Origin of the sequence: Pantoea septica (assembly GCF_002095575.1) — a bacterium.
In the GTDB taxonomy this organism is placed as follows: domain Bacteria; phylum Pseudomonadota; class Gammaproteobacteria; order Enterobacterales; family Enterobacteriaceae; genus Pantoea; species Pantoea septica.
Map to the genome: position 1 here is coordinate 1 of NZ_MLJJ01000003.1, position 13,019 is coordinate 13,019.

At 61.5% G+C, this 13,019-nt stretch carries 11 protein-coding genes; 4 read left to right on the forward strand and 7 right to left on the reverse strand.

The features are described from left to right. The 5 genes from rsxC to ydgT all read right to left on the reverse strand — a co-directional run. On the reverse strand, window positions 1-1,849 hold a 1,849-nt coding region (gene rsxC, locus HA46_RS02040; RefSeq protein WP_143807570.1), incomplete at its 3' end, for an electron transport complex subunit RsxC. Beyond that, the gene (gene rsxB, locus HA46_RS02045) at window positions 1,842-2,420 is read right to left on the reverse strand and encodes an electron transport complex subunit RsxB (RefSeq protein WP_033747391.1); all 579 of its coding nucleotides are present in this window, start codon (window positions 2,418-2,420) and stop codon (window positions 1,842-1,844) included. The genes rsxB and rsxC, both read right to left, overlap by 8 nt. Next, a complete protein-coding gene (rsxA, locus tag HA46_RS02050) occupies window positions 2,420-3,001 on the reverse strand; it encodes an electron transport complex subunit RsxA (protein ID WP_033747388.1) in 582 nt (193 codons plus the stop codon). Before rsxA ends, rsxB begins: the two co-directional genes overlap by 1 nt. A gap of 123 nt (window positions 3,002-3,124) precedes the next feature. After that, window positions 3,125-3,568, reverse strand: a complete 444-nt coding sequence (locus HA46_RS02055; RefSeq protein WP_033789907.1) for a DUF2569 domain-containing protein — start codon at window positions 3,566-3,568, stop codon at window positions 3,125-3,127. Between the two features lie 105 nt (window positions 3,569-3,673). Continuing rightward, on the reverse strand, window positions 3,674-3,889 hold the full coding sequence (gene ydgT, locus HA46_RS02060; protein ID WP_033790228.1) for a transcription modulator YdgT: 216 nt from the start codon (window positions 3,887-3,889) through the stop codon (window positions 3,674-3,676). Between the two features lie 700 nt (window positions 3,890-4,589). Here ydgT and ytfQ point away from each other — a divergent pair. From ytfQ to yjfF, 4 genes are read left to right on the forward strand one after another with little or no spacing between them, the layout of a single operon-like run. Next, window positions 4,590-5,546: a galactofuranose ABC transporter, galactofuranose-binding protein YtfQ gene (gene ytfQ / locus HA46_RS02065; protein WP_033789909.1), complete on the forward strand. Its 957-nt coding sequence runs from the start codon at window positions 4,590-4,592 to the stop codon at window positions 5,544-5,546. 54 nt (window positions 5,547-5,600) lie between these two features. After that, the gene (locus tag HA46_RS02070) at window positions 5,601-7,121 is read left to right on the forward strand and encodes a sugar ABC transporter ATP-binding protein (RefSeq protein ID WP_084882024.1); all 1,521 of its coding nucleotides are present in this window, start codon (window positions 5,601-5,603) and stop codon (window positions 7,119-7,121) included. Continuing rightward, on the forward strand, window positions 7,114-8,124 hold the full coding sequence (gene ytfT, locus HA46_RS02075) for a galactofuranose ABC transporter, ATP-binding protein YtfT (RefSeq protein WP_033789912.1): 1,011 nt from the start codon (window positions 7,114-7,116) through the stop codon (window positions 8,122-8,124). The genes HA46_RS02070 and ytfT overlap by 8 nt, the downstream gene beginning before the upstream one ends. Then, window positions 8,121-9,107 carry a galactofuranose ABC transporter, permease protein YjfF gene (gene yjfF, locus HA46_RS02080; protein ID WP_033789913.1) on the forward strand — a complete coding sequence of 329 codons (987 nt, stop codon included), beginning with the start codon at window positions 8,121-8,123 and terminating at the stop codon, window positions 9,105-9,107. The genes ytfT and yjfF overlap by 4 nt, the downstream gene beginning before the upstream one ends. Before the next feature lie 508 nt (window positions 9,108-9,615). Here the strand turns inward: yjfF and araA are convergent. Continuing rightward, complete coding sequence (gene araA, locus HA46_RS02090; RefSeq protein ID WP_084882026.1) at window positions 9,616-11,118, reverse strand: L-arabinose isomerase; 1,503 nt, start codon at window positions 11,116-11,118, stop codon at window positions 9,616-9,618. Window positions 11,119-11,129: 11 nt separating this feature from the next. After that, on the reverse strand, window positions 11,130-12,815 hold the full coding sequence (locus HA46_RS02095) for a ribulokinase (protein WP_084882027.1): 1,686 nt from the start codon (window positions 12,813-12,815) through the stop codon (window positions 11,130-11,132). Window positions 12,816-13,019 lie beyond the last annotated feature (204 nt).

Here is a 13,019-nt window from a genome sequence, read left to right on the forward strand (position 1 = left end):
TATCCTCGACCGGCTGCACCTCGTCGGTCGGGGTGCCGGCGGCGGCCTGGGCCGCTTCCGCTTTTTTCGCTTTAGCGCGGGCGATGGCGGCTTCGACCGCCGCCTTGCGTGGATCGACCGCCTCAGTCTGGGGTGCTTCCGCCGCTTCCGGCTGCGCGGCTTTCTTCGCTTTGGCACGGGCGATAGCGGCGTCCACCGCCGCCTTACGCGGATCTGCGGTCTGACGCGTCACCGGCTGGGTTTCCGCCTGCGCTTCCGCCTGGCGCAGATGCGCCTGCGCATGACGCGCCTGACGTTGCGCTTCCTCTACCGCCGGATCCACTAAGCCCGCCGCCTGCCGTTTCGCCATCACGCGTTCGCGGGCGGCGGCCAGCTCGCCTTCATCGCTGCGCGCCACGCGCTGCTTCGCCTGCTCATGTTTCGCTTCGCGCGCCAGCTTCTCACGCTCCAGACGCGCCTGACGCGCCTCGAAGCGCGCTTTCGCCTCGGCGGTGCGCTTCGCCTCAAGATCGATAGCGCGCAGTTCCGCCTTCTCCTGCCGGTAGTACTGCACCAGCGGAATATTGCTCGGGCAGACATAGGCGCAGGCACCGCACTCGATGCAGTCGTCGATATGGTGGGCGCGCGCTTTATCGTGATCGCCGCCCTGGCTATACCAGTAAAGCTGCTGCGGCAGCAGTTTCGCCGGGCAGGCGTCGGCGCAGGCGGAGCAGCGAATACAGGACTGTTCTTCCTCGTTATTGCCCATTTCGCTGGCGGAAGGCGCGAGAATACAGTTGGTGATTTTCACCACCGGCACGTCAAGCGACGGCAGGGTAAAGCCCATCAGCGGGCCGCCCATAATCACCATCTGACGCGGCGCGGGGGTAAAGCCGACCTGATGCAGCAGATGACTGATGGGGGTGCCGATGCGGCTCCAGACGTTGCGCGGCTGCGCAATCGCCTCGCCGGTCAGGGTCACCACGCGCTCGGTCAGCGGCTCGCCGTCGATCACCGCGCGCTTCACCGCCCAGGCGGTGCCGACGTTCTGCATCAGCACGCCGATATCGGTAGAGCGTCCGCCGTGCGGCACTTCCAGTCCGGTAAGAATTTTGGTGAGCTGCTTCGCGCCGCCGGAGGGATATTTGGTCGGAATGACGCGGATGTGCAGATCGCGCTCGCCACCCAGCGCCTGCTTCAGCGCGGCAATCGCTTCCGGCTTATTGTCTTCGATGCCGATTAGCACGCGCTCGGCCTGCAGCACCCAGGCGAGGATGCGGCTGCCTTCCAGCACTTCGGCGGCATAATCCTGCATCAGGCGATCGTCGGCGGTGATATAGGGCTCGCACTCGGCGGCGTTGATAATCAGGGTTTTCACCCCGCGCAGGCCACCGCGCAGCTTGGTGCCGGTGGGAAAGCCTGCGCCGCCAAGACCGGCAACGCCGGCGTCATGAATGCGCTGCACAATGGCGGCACGCTCGCGCTGGCGGTAGTCCGCCATCGGCTCGAGCAGCGTCCAGCGGTCCTCGCCGTCCGGCGACATAAAAATACACAGCTCCGACAGCCCCGAGGGGTGCGCGGTCATATGCTGGCCAATGGCGTCGATGGTGCCGGAGGTCGGCGCGTGCACCGGCAGCATCCGGCCGCTGCCGAAAGTCAGCGGCTGGCCGCGCAGCACGCGATCGCCCGGCGCGACGCAGATCTCGCCCTCATGGCCGATATGCTGCTTCAGCGGGATAATAAAGCGGTCCGGCAGCGGCAGCTGGCTCAGCGGCGTGCCGTTCGACTGGGTTTTCATTTCCGGAGGATGAATGCCGCCCTCGAAATCCCACAGTTTCTCTTTACGAAAAATATTCAACAGATTAAGCATGACTTTCTACCGGAATCACCCGTACAGGAATGGTCTCAAGATCCCATTTCCAGTTAGCGGTGGTGGTCGCCACGGGACGCATCTCGATGCAGTCGGTGGGACAGGGCGCAACGCAGAGATCGCAGCCGGTGCAGACGTCGCTCAGCACGGTATGCATGGCGCGCGTTGCGCCGACAATGGCGTCGACCGGACAGGCCTGGATGCACTTGGTGCAGCCGATACAGTTCGCTTCATCAATCCAGGCGACGGTGCGCACCGGCTCTTTCGCCGTTTCGTCGCCGTCAATCGGCTGCGGGTCCACGTTCAGCAGCGCCGCCAGCTTGAGCATGGTCTGCTCGCCGCCCGGCGCACACTTATTGATCGCCTCGCCGTTATTGCCCACCGCGTCCGCATAGGGACGACAGCCGGGGTAGCCGCACTGGCCGCACTGGCTTTGCGGCAGCAGCTCGTCGATCTGCTCGACGATAGGATCTTCTTCGACTTCGAAGCGGCGCGAGGCATAGCCCAGCAGGGCGCCAAACACCAGGCTCAGCGCGCTCAGAACGATAATGGCAATCCAGATCGCGCTCATCAGAATTTCACCAGCCCGGTAAAGCCCATAAACGCCAGCGCCATCAGGCCGGCGGTCACCAGCGCGATAGAGGAGCCTTTGAAGGGCGCAGGCACGTTTGCCAGCACCAGACGTTCGCGCATGCCGGCGAACAGCACCATCACCAGCGAAAAGCCGAGCGAGGCGCTGAAGCCGTAAAGCGCCGCCTGCAGAAAGGTATGATTCAGGTTGACGCTGAGCAGCGGCACGCCGAGCACCGCGCAGTTGGTGGTGATCAGCGGCAGAAAGATGCCGAGCAGGCGGTAGAGCGACGGGCTGGTTTTACGCACCACCATTTCGGTGAACTGCACCACGACGGCGATCACCAGGATATAGGCCATCGTGCGCAGGTAGACGAGATCGAGCGGCACCAGGATCAGATGGTTCACCAGCCAGGCGCAAATCGACGCCAGGGTAATGACGAACGTGGTCGCCAGGCCCATGCCGATCGCCGTTTCCAGTTTTTTGGAAACGCCCATAAAGGGGCAGAGGCCAAGGAATTTCACCAGAACGAAGTTGTTCACCAGCACAGTGCCTACAAACAGCAGCAGATAATCGGTCATTTTTTCGCCATTGATTCGGAAAGCGGCCCATTATCTGTGATCTGTGACGCTATCTCAACCACTGCGCGAAACGCAGCGCCCTGATTCGCACTCAGAATTAAATTGTTGACGAAACTCACGGCGTTACGGCTGGATAAAGGTCGATTTCACCCGCCGAGAGCGTTTGAAATAGGGCACGAACACCGCCGCGGCAAGCAGCGCCAGCAGCAGCGTCTGGGCGGCCTTGCCGTCGGCGACGGGCGTAAAAGCGAAGGTCTTCAGCGCCAGCAGCAGCGTGACCAGCAGCCAGATAATGTAGTGACGCGGCAGACGGCGCGAGCGTTTGCAGAAAATCCAGCAGACCCACAGGCTGTACAGCCAGACGGCGAGCGCGGTAAGCAGGGAGATCGCCCAGTTGGTCACCAGCATGCCGCCGTGCGAAAACAGCGTGGCGCGCCATACCGGATTAAACAGGGGGCTAAGGTACATCGCCAGCACCATCGCGCTGGTGAGCATCATCATAATCAGCCAGGCGAGCGGCACAAGCAGCCAGCCGCCCAGACGCGGCGCGGTTACCGATTCATTCATGGAGGAGTTCCTGTTGCAACAAGGAAAGCGGGAGAGGATAACACGTTCAGTCAGGGCCTGCCTGCGCAGAAGCGGCGTCTCGCCGGCAGGCCTGATAACCCTTAATCAGACGACGTAGCGCCACACCGTTTTCGGCACGCGGCACAGGTCGTAGAGTCGCCCACCGGACGCCAGCTCAGCGCGTCGATGATCCGCCGCGCGGTACATGCTGATAATTTCGCTGTCATCGGTCAGCGAGTAGTTAAGGTGATCGTAGAGCTTTTCCAGACTTTCCAGATTATTCACTTTGCGGAATTTGAGCAGGTAATCTTGTGCAGTCATGATTGCCATAATGAGAGAGAACAGAGAAGCGGTCAGTATAGGGAGCAGGCGCGGGCTGTCCAGCGACTTATTCTGGAAAAAAGGCAAATTCTTAATTTCTATTTATCAATGCGTCAAAAAAGCCACTTTTTATCAGGCATGCATCCATAAAACGAAGCGGTAAAAAGCTGGCGCGCCGCGCCGTTGCGCTAACCGGCGCCAGGGCAGAGCGCGCGCGCGTTACCACCGCTTTTTCAGACTAAATCCGCTTCGTCTGAGGCATGAAAGCAGGATGAATTACGCGGCCCGATGCGCTGGCTGGATTCAGGCAGGTCATATTTTCTCTTTTTTCAGGGGGGCGCTATCCGCAGCGCCAGGAGCGGGGCGCTAAGCCGCTTAAAGCGCGGCACTGTGCGAGAAATCACAAAATCGTTATCTCGCCTGCGCTACGGCCGGTGACCAAAGTTTACGTATTATTGTAATCGCTTTCAGAGGAAGATTTCATAAGCGATTCTGTTTATTACATTTATTTAACCAGCACGTTCTATCAACTCAGTCGTTTTGTCCATGAGCGACGCCGCGCCAGACTGCCATACCTGCACGTAAGCCCTTTAATTTGAACTAATTTGTGAAGCGCGTCGCCCTTATTCACGCTGATTTACGCCAGGCTAAACGGGCTCTTTACCCTTATTCGCAAAAGCCCTTCAGAGGAATGCAAACTATGTGGAAACGTTTACTTTTGACCACGCTGGTCAGCGCCGCGCTAGCTGCGCCGGCAATGGCGGCAGACCTGACGGTCGGCTTCTCTCAGGTCGGCTCCGAATCGGGCTGGCGCGCAGCGGAAACCAGCGTGGCGAAAAGCGAAGCGGCGAAACGCGGCATCACGCTGAAAATTGCCGACGGTCAGCAGAAACAAGAGAACCAGATCAAGGCGGTACGTTCGTTCATCGCTCAGGGCGTCGACGCGATTTTTATCGCGCCGGTGGTGCAGACCGGCTGGGAACCGGTGCTGGAAGAAGCTAAAGACGCCAAAATCCCGGTCTTCCTGCTCGACCGCGCCATCGTGGTGAAAGATAAATCGCTCTATATGACGGTGGTCACCGCCGACAACGTGCTGGAAGGCAAGCTGATTGGCGACTGGCTGGTGAAAACCGTCGGCGACAAGCCGTGCAACGTGGTTGAACTGCAGGGCACCGTGGGCGCCAGCGTCGCCATCGACCGCAAGAAAGGGTTTGCCGAGGCGATCGCCGGGCATCCCAATATCAAGCTGGTGCGCTCGCAGTCAGGCGACTTTACCCGCAGCAAGGGTAAAGAGGTCATGGAGAGCTTTATCAAGGCGGAAAACAACGGCAAGAACATCTGCATGGTTTACGCCCATAACGACGATATGGCGATCGGCGCGATTCAGGCAATCAAAGAGGCGGGGCTTAAGCCCGGCAAAGATATTCTTACCGGCTCAATCGACGGCGTGCCCGATATCTATAAGGCGATGCTGGCGGGTGAGGCCAACGCCAACGTCGAGCTGACGCCGAATATGGCAGGCCCGGCGTTCGACGCGCTGGAGAAGTTCAAAAAAGACGGCACGCTGCCGCCGAAGATCACCAAAACCGAAACCCGGCTCTTTCTGCCAGCCGATGCGCAGGCGCAGCTGGATTTGAAAAAAGGCATGGGTTACTGAGCCGCGAGCCGCTCTCCGGAGCGGCTTTTTATCTGTTGAGGCGGGGCTGACAAGATGATTAGGCACAATGACGATGCGCTGCTCACCATCAGCGGCGTCAGCAAAGGGTTTCCCGGCGTGAAGGCGCTGGATAACGTGTCGTTTAGCGTGCGCAAAGGCGAGATTATGGCGCTGCTGGGCGAAAACGGCGCGGGCAAGTCGACGCTGATTAAGGTGCTCACCGGGGTTTACAGCCGCGACGCGGGCACGCTGACGCTGAACGGGCAGACCATTGCGCCGCGCAGCACCGCCGATGCGCAAAAGATGGGCATCGGCACCGTTTATCAGGAGGTCAATCTGCTGCCGAATATGTCGGTGGCAGACAATCTGTTTATCGGGCGCGAGCCGCGCCGTTTCGGCATGGTCGATCGACGCAGGATGGTGCGCGATGCCGACGCGCTGATGCGCAATTACGGTTTTATTCTCGACGTGACGCGTCCGCTGGGGCACTACTCGGTGGCGATGCAGCAGATTATCGCCATCTGCCGCGCGGTCGATCTCTCGGCGCAGGTGCTGATCCTCGACGAGCCGACCGCCAGCCTCGACGCCAGCGAAGTGGAGATGCTTTTTACCCTGATGGCGCAGCTGAAGGCCAAAGGAATGAGCCTGATTTTCGTTACTCACTTTCTCGATCAGGTTTACCGCATCACCGACCGCATTACGGTGCTGCGCAACGGCCAGTTTATCGCCACGCGCGATACCGCCACGCTGCCGCAGGTCGAGCTAATCAAGCTGATGCTGGGGCGCGAACTGCTGGAGACCGCGCTACAGCGCCAGGGCAACACGCTGCGCAGCAACCAGCCGGTGGCGTCGTTTCGCGACTACGGCAAGAAAGGCGTTATCGAGCCATTCGACCTTGAGGTGCGCCCAGGAGAAGTGGTGGGCCTGGCTGGGCTGCTCGGCTCCGGCCGCACCGAGACCGCCGAGGTGCTGTTCGGCATTCGCCGGCCCGATCGCGGTGTCGCCACCATTAAAGGCAAACCCCAGACGATCCGCTCGCCGGCGCAGGCGTCGCGTCTCGGCATCGGTTTTTGTCCGGAGGATCGCAAGACCGACGGCATTATCGGCGCCGCCTCGGTGCGCGAAAATATTATCCTGGCGCTGCAGGCGCAGCGCGGCTGGCTGCGGCCGATCAAGCGGCGCGAGCAGCAGGCGATCGCCGAGCGCTTTATCAAGAGCCTGGGCATTCGCACGCCGCACGCCGATCAGCCGGTGGAGCTGCTTTCCGGCGGCAATCAGCAGAAGGTGCTGCTGTCGCGTTGGCTGGTGACCAAACCGCAGTTTCTGATCCTGGACGAACCCACGCGCGGCATCGACGTCGGCGCCCACGCCGAGATTATTCGCCTGATCGAATCCCTGTGCGCCGATGGCCTGGCGCTGCTGGTGATCTCTTCCGAGCTGGAGGAGCTGGTGGGCTACGCCGATCGCGTAGTGATTATGCGCGACCTGAAACAGGTGGCGGAGATCCCGCTTGAGCAGCTTTCGGTGGCGTCGATTGTTAACGCCATCGCGGACGGAGGGGCACAACATGCTTGAATCCCATATGACGAAGCCAGAACGCCGTAAGTTTCGCCTGCCGCCGGGCCTGCCGCAAATCGCCGCGCTGATTCTGGTGCTGCTGGTGGATAGCCTGGTGGCGAATAATTTTTTCGCCGTGCATCTGCAGGACGGCCGTCTGTTCGGCAGCCCGATCGATATTCTTAACCGCGCCGCGCCGGTGGCGCTGCTGGCGATCGGCATGACGCTGGTGATCGCGACCGGCGGCATCGATCTTTCGGTAGGCGCGGTAATGGCGATTGCGGGCGCGACCGCCGCTACCCTGACGGTGTCGGGCCATAGCCTCGCGGCGGTGATTTTTTCCGCGCTGGGCGCCGGGCTGCTGTGCGGTCTCTGGAACGGCGTGCTGGTGGCGCTGCTGCGCATTCAGCCTTTTGTCGCCACGCTGATTTTGATGGTGGCGGGGCGCGGCATCGCGCAGCTGATTACCCAGGGGCAGATCGTGACATTCGACAGCGCGACGCTCGGGTGGCTGGGCAGCGGGTCGCTGTGGCTGCTGCCGGTGCCGGTCTGGATTACCCTGGCGGCGGCGGCGCTGGTGTGGCTGCTGACGCGCAAGACCGCGCTCGGGCTGTTTATCGAGGCGGTGGGGATTAATCTGCGCGCCGCGCGCAACGCGGGCGTGACCGGCTGGCTGGTGGTGATGTCCACCTATGTGATCAGCGGGCTGTGCGCAGCGGTGGCGGGCCTGATCGTGACCGCCGATATTCGCGGCGCGGATGCCAATAACGCCGGCCTGTGGCTGGAGCTGGATGCAATCCTCGCGGTGGTGATCGGCGGCGCTTCGCTGATGGGCGGCCGTTTTAATCTGATGCTGTCGCTGATCGGCGCGCTGATTATTCAGGCGATGAACACCGGCATTCTGCTTTCGGGCTTTCCGCCGGAGCTGAATCAGGTGGTGAAGGCGGTGGTGGTGATGGGCGTGCTGCTGCTGCAGTCGCCGCGCTTTCTGGCGATGTTGAAACGGAGACGGCCTCAATGATTAAACGTCATCTTCCCCTGATGATTACGCTGCTGGTGTTTGTCGCCGGCTATCTGTTCTGTCTGAGCCAGTTTCCCGGCTTCGCCTCGACGCGCGTGATCTGCAATATCCTCACCGATAACGCTTTTTTGGGTATTATCGCCGTCGGCATGACCTTTGTGATCCTCTCCGGCGGCATCGATCTGTCGGTGGGGGCGGTGATCGCCTTTACCGGCGTGTTTCTGGCGCGCGCCATCGGCGATTTGCATATTCATCCGCTGCTGGCGTTCGCCATTATTCTGGCCGCGGGCGCGCTGTTCGGCGCCATGATGGGCTGGCTGATCGACGCGCTGAAGATTCCGGCGTTTATTATTACGCTGGCGGGGATGTTTTTTCTGCGCGGCTGTAGCTATCTGGTTTCGGAAAATTCGATTCCCATCGATCATCCGCTCTACGCCACGCTCTCCAGCCTGGCGTGGAAGGTGCCGGGCGGCGGTCGCCTGAGTTTGCTGGCGCTGGTGATGCTGCTGGTGGTGGTGGGCGGCATTTTGCTGGCGCACCGTACGCGCTTCGGCAATCAGGTTTACGCGGTCGGCGGCAGTGTGACCTCGGCGCAGCTGATGGGCATCTCCACGCGCGCAACCACGATCCGCATCTATATGTTGTCGACCACGCTGGCGACGCTGGCGGGCATCGTTTTCTCGATTTATACCTCAGCGGGCTATGCGCTGGCGGGGCTGGGCGTCGAGCTGGACGCTATCGCTTCGGTGGTGATCGGCGGGACGTTGCTCTCCGGCGGCGTCGGGACGGTGCTGGGCACGCTGTTCGGCGTGTTGATTCAGGGGCTGATTCAGACCTGGATTAATTTTGACGGCACGCTGAGCTCCTGGTGGACCAAGATCGCCATCGGTATTTTGCTGTTCGCGTTTATCGCGCTGCAGCGTCTGCTGACGGTGATGTGGGATCGGCAGAAGAATGCGCCGGTGAAGCGGATAGCGACCTGACCGGTCGGATGTGAGTTAAGCCGCCTGCGGGCGGCTTTTTGTTTTAAGATTGGCGGCGAGAATGTGCGGCGTGGTGGCGTAGCGGTGAGAATGTGCGACGTGAAAGGGGGTTCTGCCCGATCGCAAAGGATTCCCGCATCCATGCGGATCGGCCTCGCCATCCTGGCTTGGACGCTTTGCTCTTCGGGCAGAACCCCCTTCCACGGTTGAGCATTTTTATGGCTGTTTAAAACTATCGCACAGAGTTTCATAAAGGAGGGAGGATGGGCAGTGGAGTGAAGCGTCCGAGCCATGGACAAAAACGCCGGGAGCGTTTTTGAACAACGCATAGCGTTGGCCCGCTTGCGGGCGAGCCCCAGGGATGGGGCGAGTAAGGCGAGGCCGAGGCTCCAGGGATGGATTTACGCCGTCTTCACGGAACTGCCCATCTTCCCGACCGATCAGCTCAGGCCTGATAAAAGAAAACGCCGACTTTAAAAGTCGGCGCTGATTTTTCTCAACCCGCAGCTTAGCGTTTCGAACGGTAATACACCTCATTCCAGCGCAGCGCGTCTTTAAACGCCGGCAGGCGCGTGTGCTCGTCGATCACCAGCACTTCGATGTCGTTCATCTCGCCGTAGAGATACATATCCTCCAGCGTCAGCGCCTGGCTAAACACCGTATGGTGCGCGCCGCCGCCCAGAATCCAGGCCTCCGACGCGGTGGCCAGCGACGGCTGGGCGCGCCACAGGGCGCGCGCGACCGGCAGCTTCGGCAGCGGCTTCGGCTGCTCAATCGCATCCACCACGTTCACCAGCAGGCGGAAACGGTCGCCCATATCGATTACGCTGGCATTGACCGCGCGGCCGGCCGGGGTTGAGAAGATCAGGCGCGCCGGATCGGCTTTGCCGCCGATGCCGAGGAACTGCACGTCGATCAGCGGCTTCTCCTCTTTGGCGATAGAGGGACAGACTTCCAGCATATGCGAGCCCAGCACCAGATCGTTGCCGGGCGAGAAGTGATAGGTGTAATCCTCCATGAAGGAGGTGCCGCCGGGGCGATCGCCCGCCAGCACTTTAAAAATGCGCAGCAGCGCGGCGGTTTTCCAGTCGCCTTCGCCGGCGAAACCGTAGCCCTGTCCCATCAGGCGCTGCACCGCCAGACCGGGAAGCTGCGTCATGCCGTGCAGCGTCTGGAAGTTGGTGGTGAAGGCTTTGCAGCCCTCGTCGTCGAGGAAGCGCTTAATGCCGATCTCGATACGCGCCGCGTCGAGCACGTTCTGACGCTTCTCGCCGCCGCTGGCCGCCACGTCGCTAAAGCGATAGAGGCTTTCATACTCGTCGATCAACGCGTTAACCTCACCGTCGCTAACCTGATTAATCACCTCGACCAGATCGCCGACGCCCCAGCCGTTGACCGCGTAGCCGAACTGGATCTGCGCCGCGACTTTATCCCCTTCGGTAACCGCCACTTCGCGCATATTGTCGCCAAAGCGCGCCACTTTCAGCTGCTGGCTGCTCTGCTTCGCGAAGGCGGCGCGCATCCAGTTGCCGATGCGCTGCTGGCTCGCCGTATCCTGCCAGTGGCCGGTGATCACGCTGTGCTGCAGCCCCATGCGCGCGCCGATAAAGCCGAACTCGCGGCCGCCGTGCGCGGTCTGGTTCAGGTTCATAAAGTCCATATCCATGCTGTCCCACGGGATCTCCGCGTTGAACTGGGTATGAAACTGCAGCAGCGGCTTGTTCAGCACCCTGAGCCCGCCGATCCACATTTTGGCGGGGGAGAAGGTGTGCAGCCAGGTGATGATGCCGACGCAGCTGTCGTCGTGGCTGGCGTCGCGGCAGAGCGCCAGCGCTTCATCCGGCGACTTCACCAGCGGTTTGGCGATAAGCTTTAACGGCAAGGCCGAAGAGGCGTTCAGGCCGTCGACCACCTGGCGCGCGTGCTCTTCCACCTGACGGAGGGTTTCCGCGCCGTAAAGGTGCTGGGTGCCAATCACAAACCATACGCTGTGCGCGTTGTACTGATCCATAAAACCACTCCTTAATTAGCGTTGGCGGGGCGCGACGCATACTGCGGCTCAGCCGCCGCGCACCAGAGTTGATAACGTTCGTAAAGCTGCTGATAGCGTACGACTCGCGCGGCGTCGGGCTGTAGCGTGACGGCAATCGGGCTGGCCATCGCTTTCTGCGCCTCGGGCACCGAGGCGTAAACGCCCGCGGCGACGGCGGCGAAGATCGCCGCGCCCAGCGCGCAGCACTCGTCGGAGGCGACGATATCCAGCGGACGGTTCATCACGTCGCAGCACGCCTGCATGATGGCGGGCGATTTGCGCGCGATGCCGCCCAGCGTCAGGATGTTCTCGACCGGGATCTGCTGCTGTTCGAAGCACTCCATAATGGCGCGCGCGCCGAAGGCGGTGGCGGCGATCAGGCCGCCGAACAGCGCGGGGGCATCAGTGCCGAGATTGAGATCGGTGATGACCCCTTTCAGGCGCTGGTTGGCGTTGGGGGTGCGGCGGCCGTTGAACCAGTCGAGCACCACAGGCAGATGATCCAGCTGCGGATCGGCAGCCCAGGCTTCGGTCAGCTGGCGGATCAGGTTGCGCTGCAGCTCAGCCAGCTGCGGCTGAAGTTCAGGATGCTGCGCCGCCGCCTGCTGCAGCGGCCAGCCGAGCAGGCGGCTAAACCAGGCGTAGATATCGCCGAACGCCGACTGGCCCGCTTCGCAGCCGATGGCGCCCGGCATGACGCTGCCGTCGACCTGGCCGCAGATGCCTTTAATCGCGCGTTCGCCGACCTGTTCTGCATCGGCGATCAGGATGTCGCAGGTAGAGGTGCCGATCACTTTCACCAGCGTATAGGGCTGTGCGCCTGCGCCGACGGCGCCCATATGGCAGTCGAACGCGCCGCCGGCGATGGTGACGCTTTGCTTCAGGCCGAGCCGCTGCGCCCAGTCGGCGCTCAGCGTGCCGACCGGAATATCGGCGGTCCAGGTATCGTGGAACAGCGGCGAGTCGAGCTGCTGGGTCAGCAGCGGGTCGAGCGCGTTAAGAAAGTCGGGGTCGGGCAGCCCCTGCCAGTCGGGATGCCACAGCGCCTTATGCCCGGCGGCGCAGCGGCTGCGGCGCAGGCTGGCCGGGGCGGTGGTGCCGCTCAGCAGCGCCGGCACCCAGTCGCACAGCTCAACCCATGATACGGCGGCGTCGCGCACCGCGGCGTCGGCGCGCGAGACGTGCAGAATTTTCGCCCAGAACCACTCAGACGAGTAGATGCCGCCAATATAGCGGCTGTAGTCGGTAAAGCGCCCGCTACGGCAGAGCTGGTTAATCGCTTCCGCCTCTTCAATCGCCGTGTGATCTTTCCACAGCACGAACATGGCGTTGGGGTTGTCGGCAAAGTCGGGACGCAGCGCCAGCACGTTGCCGTCGCGGTCGATGGGAGCGGGCGTCGAACCGGTGGTATCGACGCCGATTCCAGTGACGCTGTCACGTTGTTCTGGCGTAAGCGCGTCAAGCACGCCCAACAGCGCCTTTTCCATCGCTTCGATATAGTCCAGCGGATGGTGGCGGAAGCGGTTGGTGTGAGGATCGCTGTACAGTCCCTGCTGCCAGCGCGAGTAGTTCACGACGGCGGTTTTCAGCTCGCTGCCGCTGTCGCAGTCTACCGCCAGCGCACGCACCGAATCACTGCCAAAGTCGAGGCCCAGAGTGATGGCTCCAGCACGCATCGGAAATCTCCTGTTATGAATAATCGTCTCTTATCCTGTGGCGGCGGCGCAGGAAACGTTATTCACCGATGGCTGAGAATATGCACTTTTCTGTCATGGGCAGCGATTTTGTGATCGCCGACAAAAGTTACCGGTCGGTTAAAATTGCTGAATATATGGAACATTTTGCCGTGATTTCAGGGTGTGATACCGCTCTACATTTTT

What these genes read in the sequence shown, in the direction of transcription:
- rsxB (WP_033747391.1), bottom strand. Translation starts at nt 2,420, where the DNA reads ATGAGCGCGATCTGGATTGCCATTATCGTTCTGAGCGCGCTGAGCCTG.
- rsxA (WP_033747388.1), bottom strand. Translation starts at nt 3,001, where the DNA reads ATGACCGATTATCTGCTGCTGTTTGTAGGCACTGTGCTGGTGAACAAC.
- HA46_RS02055 (WP_033789907.1), bottom strand. Translation starts at nt 3,568, where the DNA reads ATGAATGAATCGGTAACCGCGCCGCGTCTGGGCGGCTGGCTGCTTGTG.
- ydgT (WP_033790228.1), bottom strand. Translation starts at nt 3,889, where the DNA reads ATGACTGCACAAGATTACCTGCTCAAATTCCGCAAAGTGAATAATCTG.
- ytfQ (WP_033789909.1), top strand. Translation starts at nt 4,590, where the DNA reads ATGTGGAAACGTTTACTTTTGACCACGCTGGTCAGCGCCGCGCTAGCT.
- HA46_RS02070 (WP_084882024.1), top strand. Translation starts at nt 5,601, where the DNA reads ATGATTAGGCACAATGACGATGCGCTGCTCACCATCAGCGGCGTCAGC.
- ytfT (WP_033789912.1), top strand. Translation starts at nt 7,114, where the DNA reads ATGCTTGAATCCCATATGACGAAGCCAGAACGCCGTAAGTTTCGCCTG.
- yjfF (WP_033789913.1), top strand. Translation starts at nt 8,121, where the DNA reads ATGATTAAACGTCATCTTCCCCTGATGATTACGCTGCTGGTGTTTGTC.
- araA (WP_084882026.1), bottom strand. Translation starts at nt 11,118, where the DNA reads ATGGATCAGTACAACGCGCACAGCGTATGGTTTGTGATTGGCACCCAG.
- HA46_RS02095 (WP_084882027.1), bottom strand. Translation starts at nt 12,815, where the DNA reads ATGCGTGCTGGAGCCATCACTCTGGGCCTCGACTTTGGCAGTGATTCG.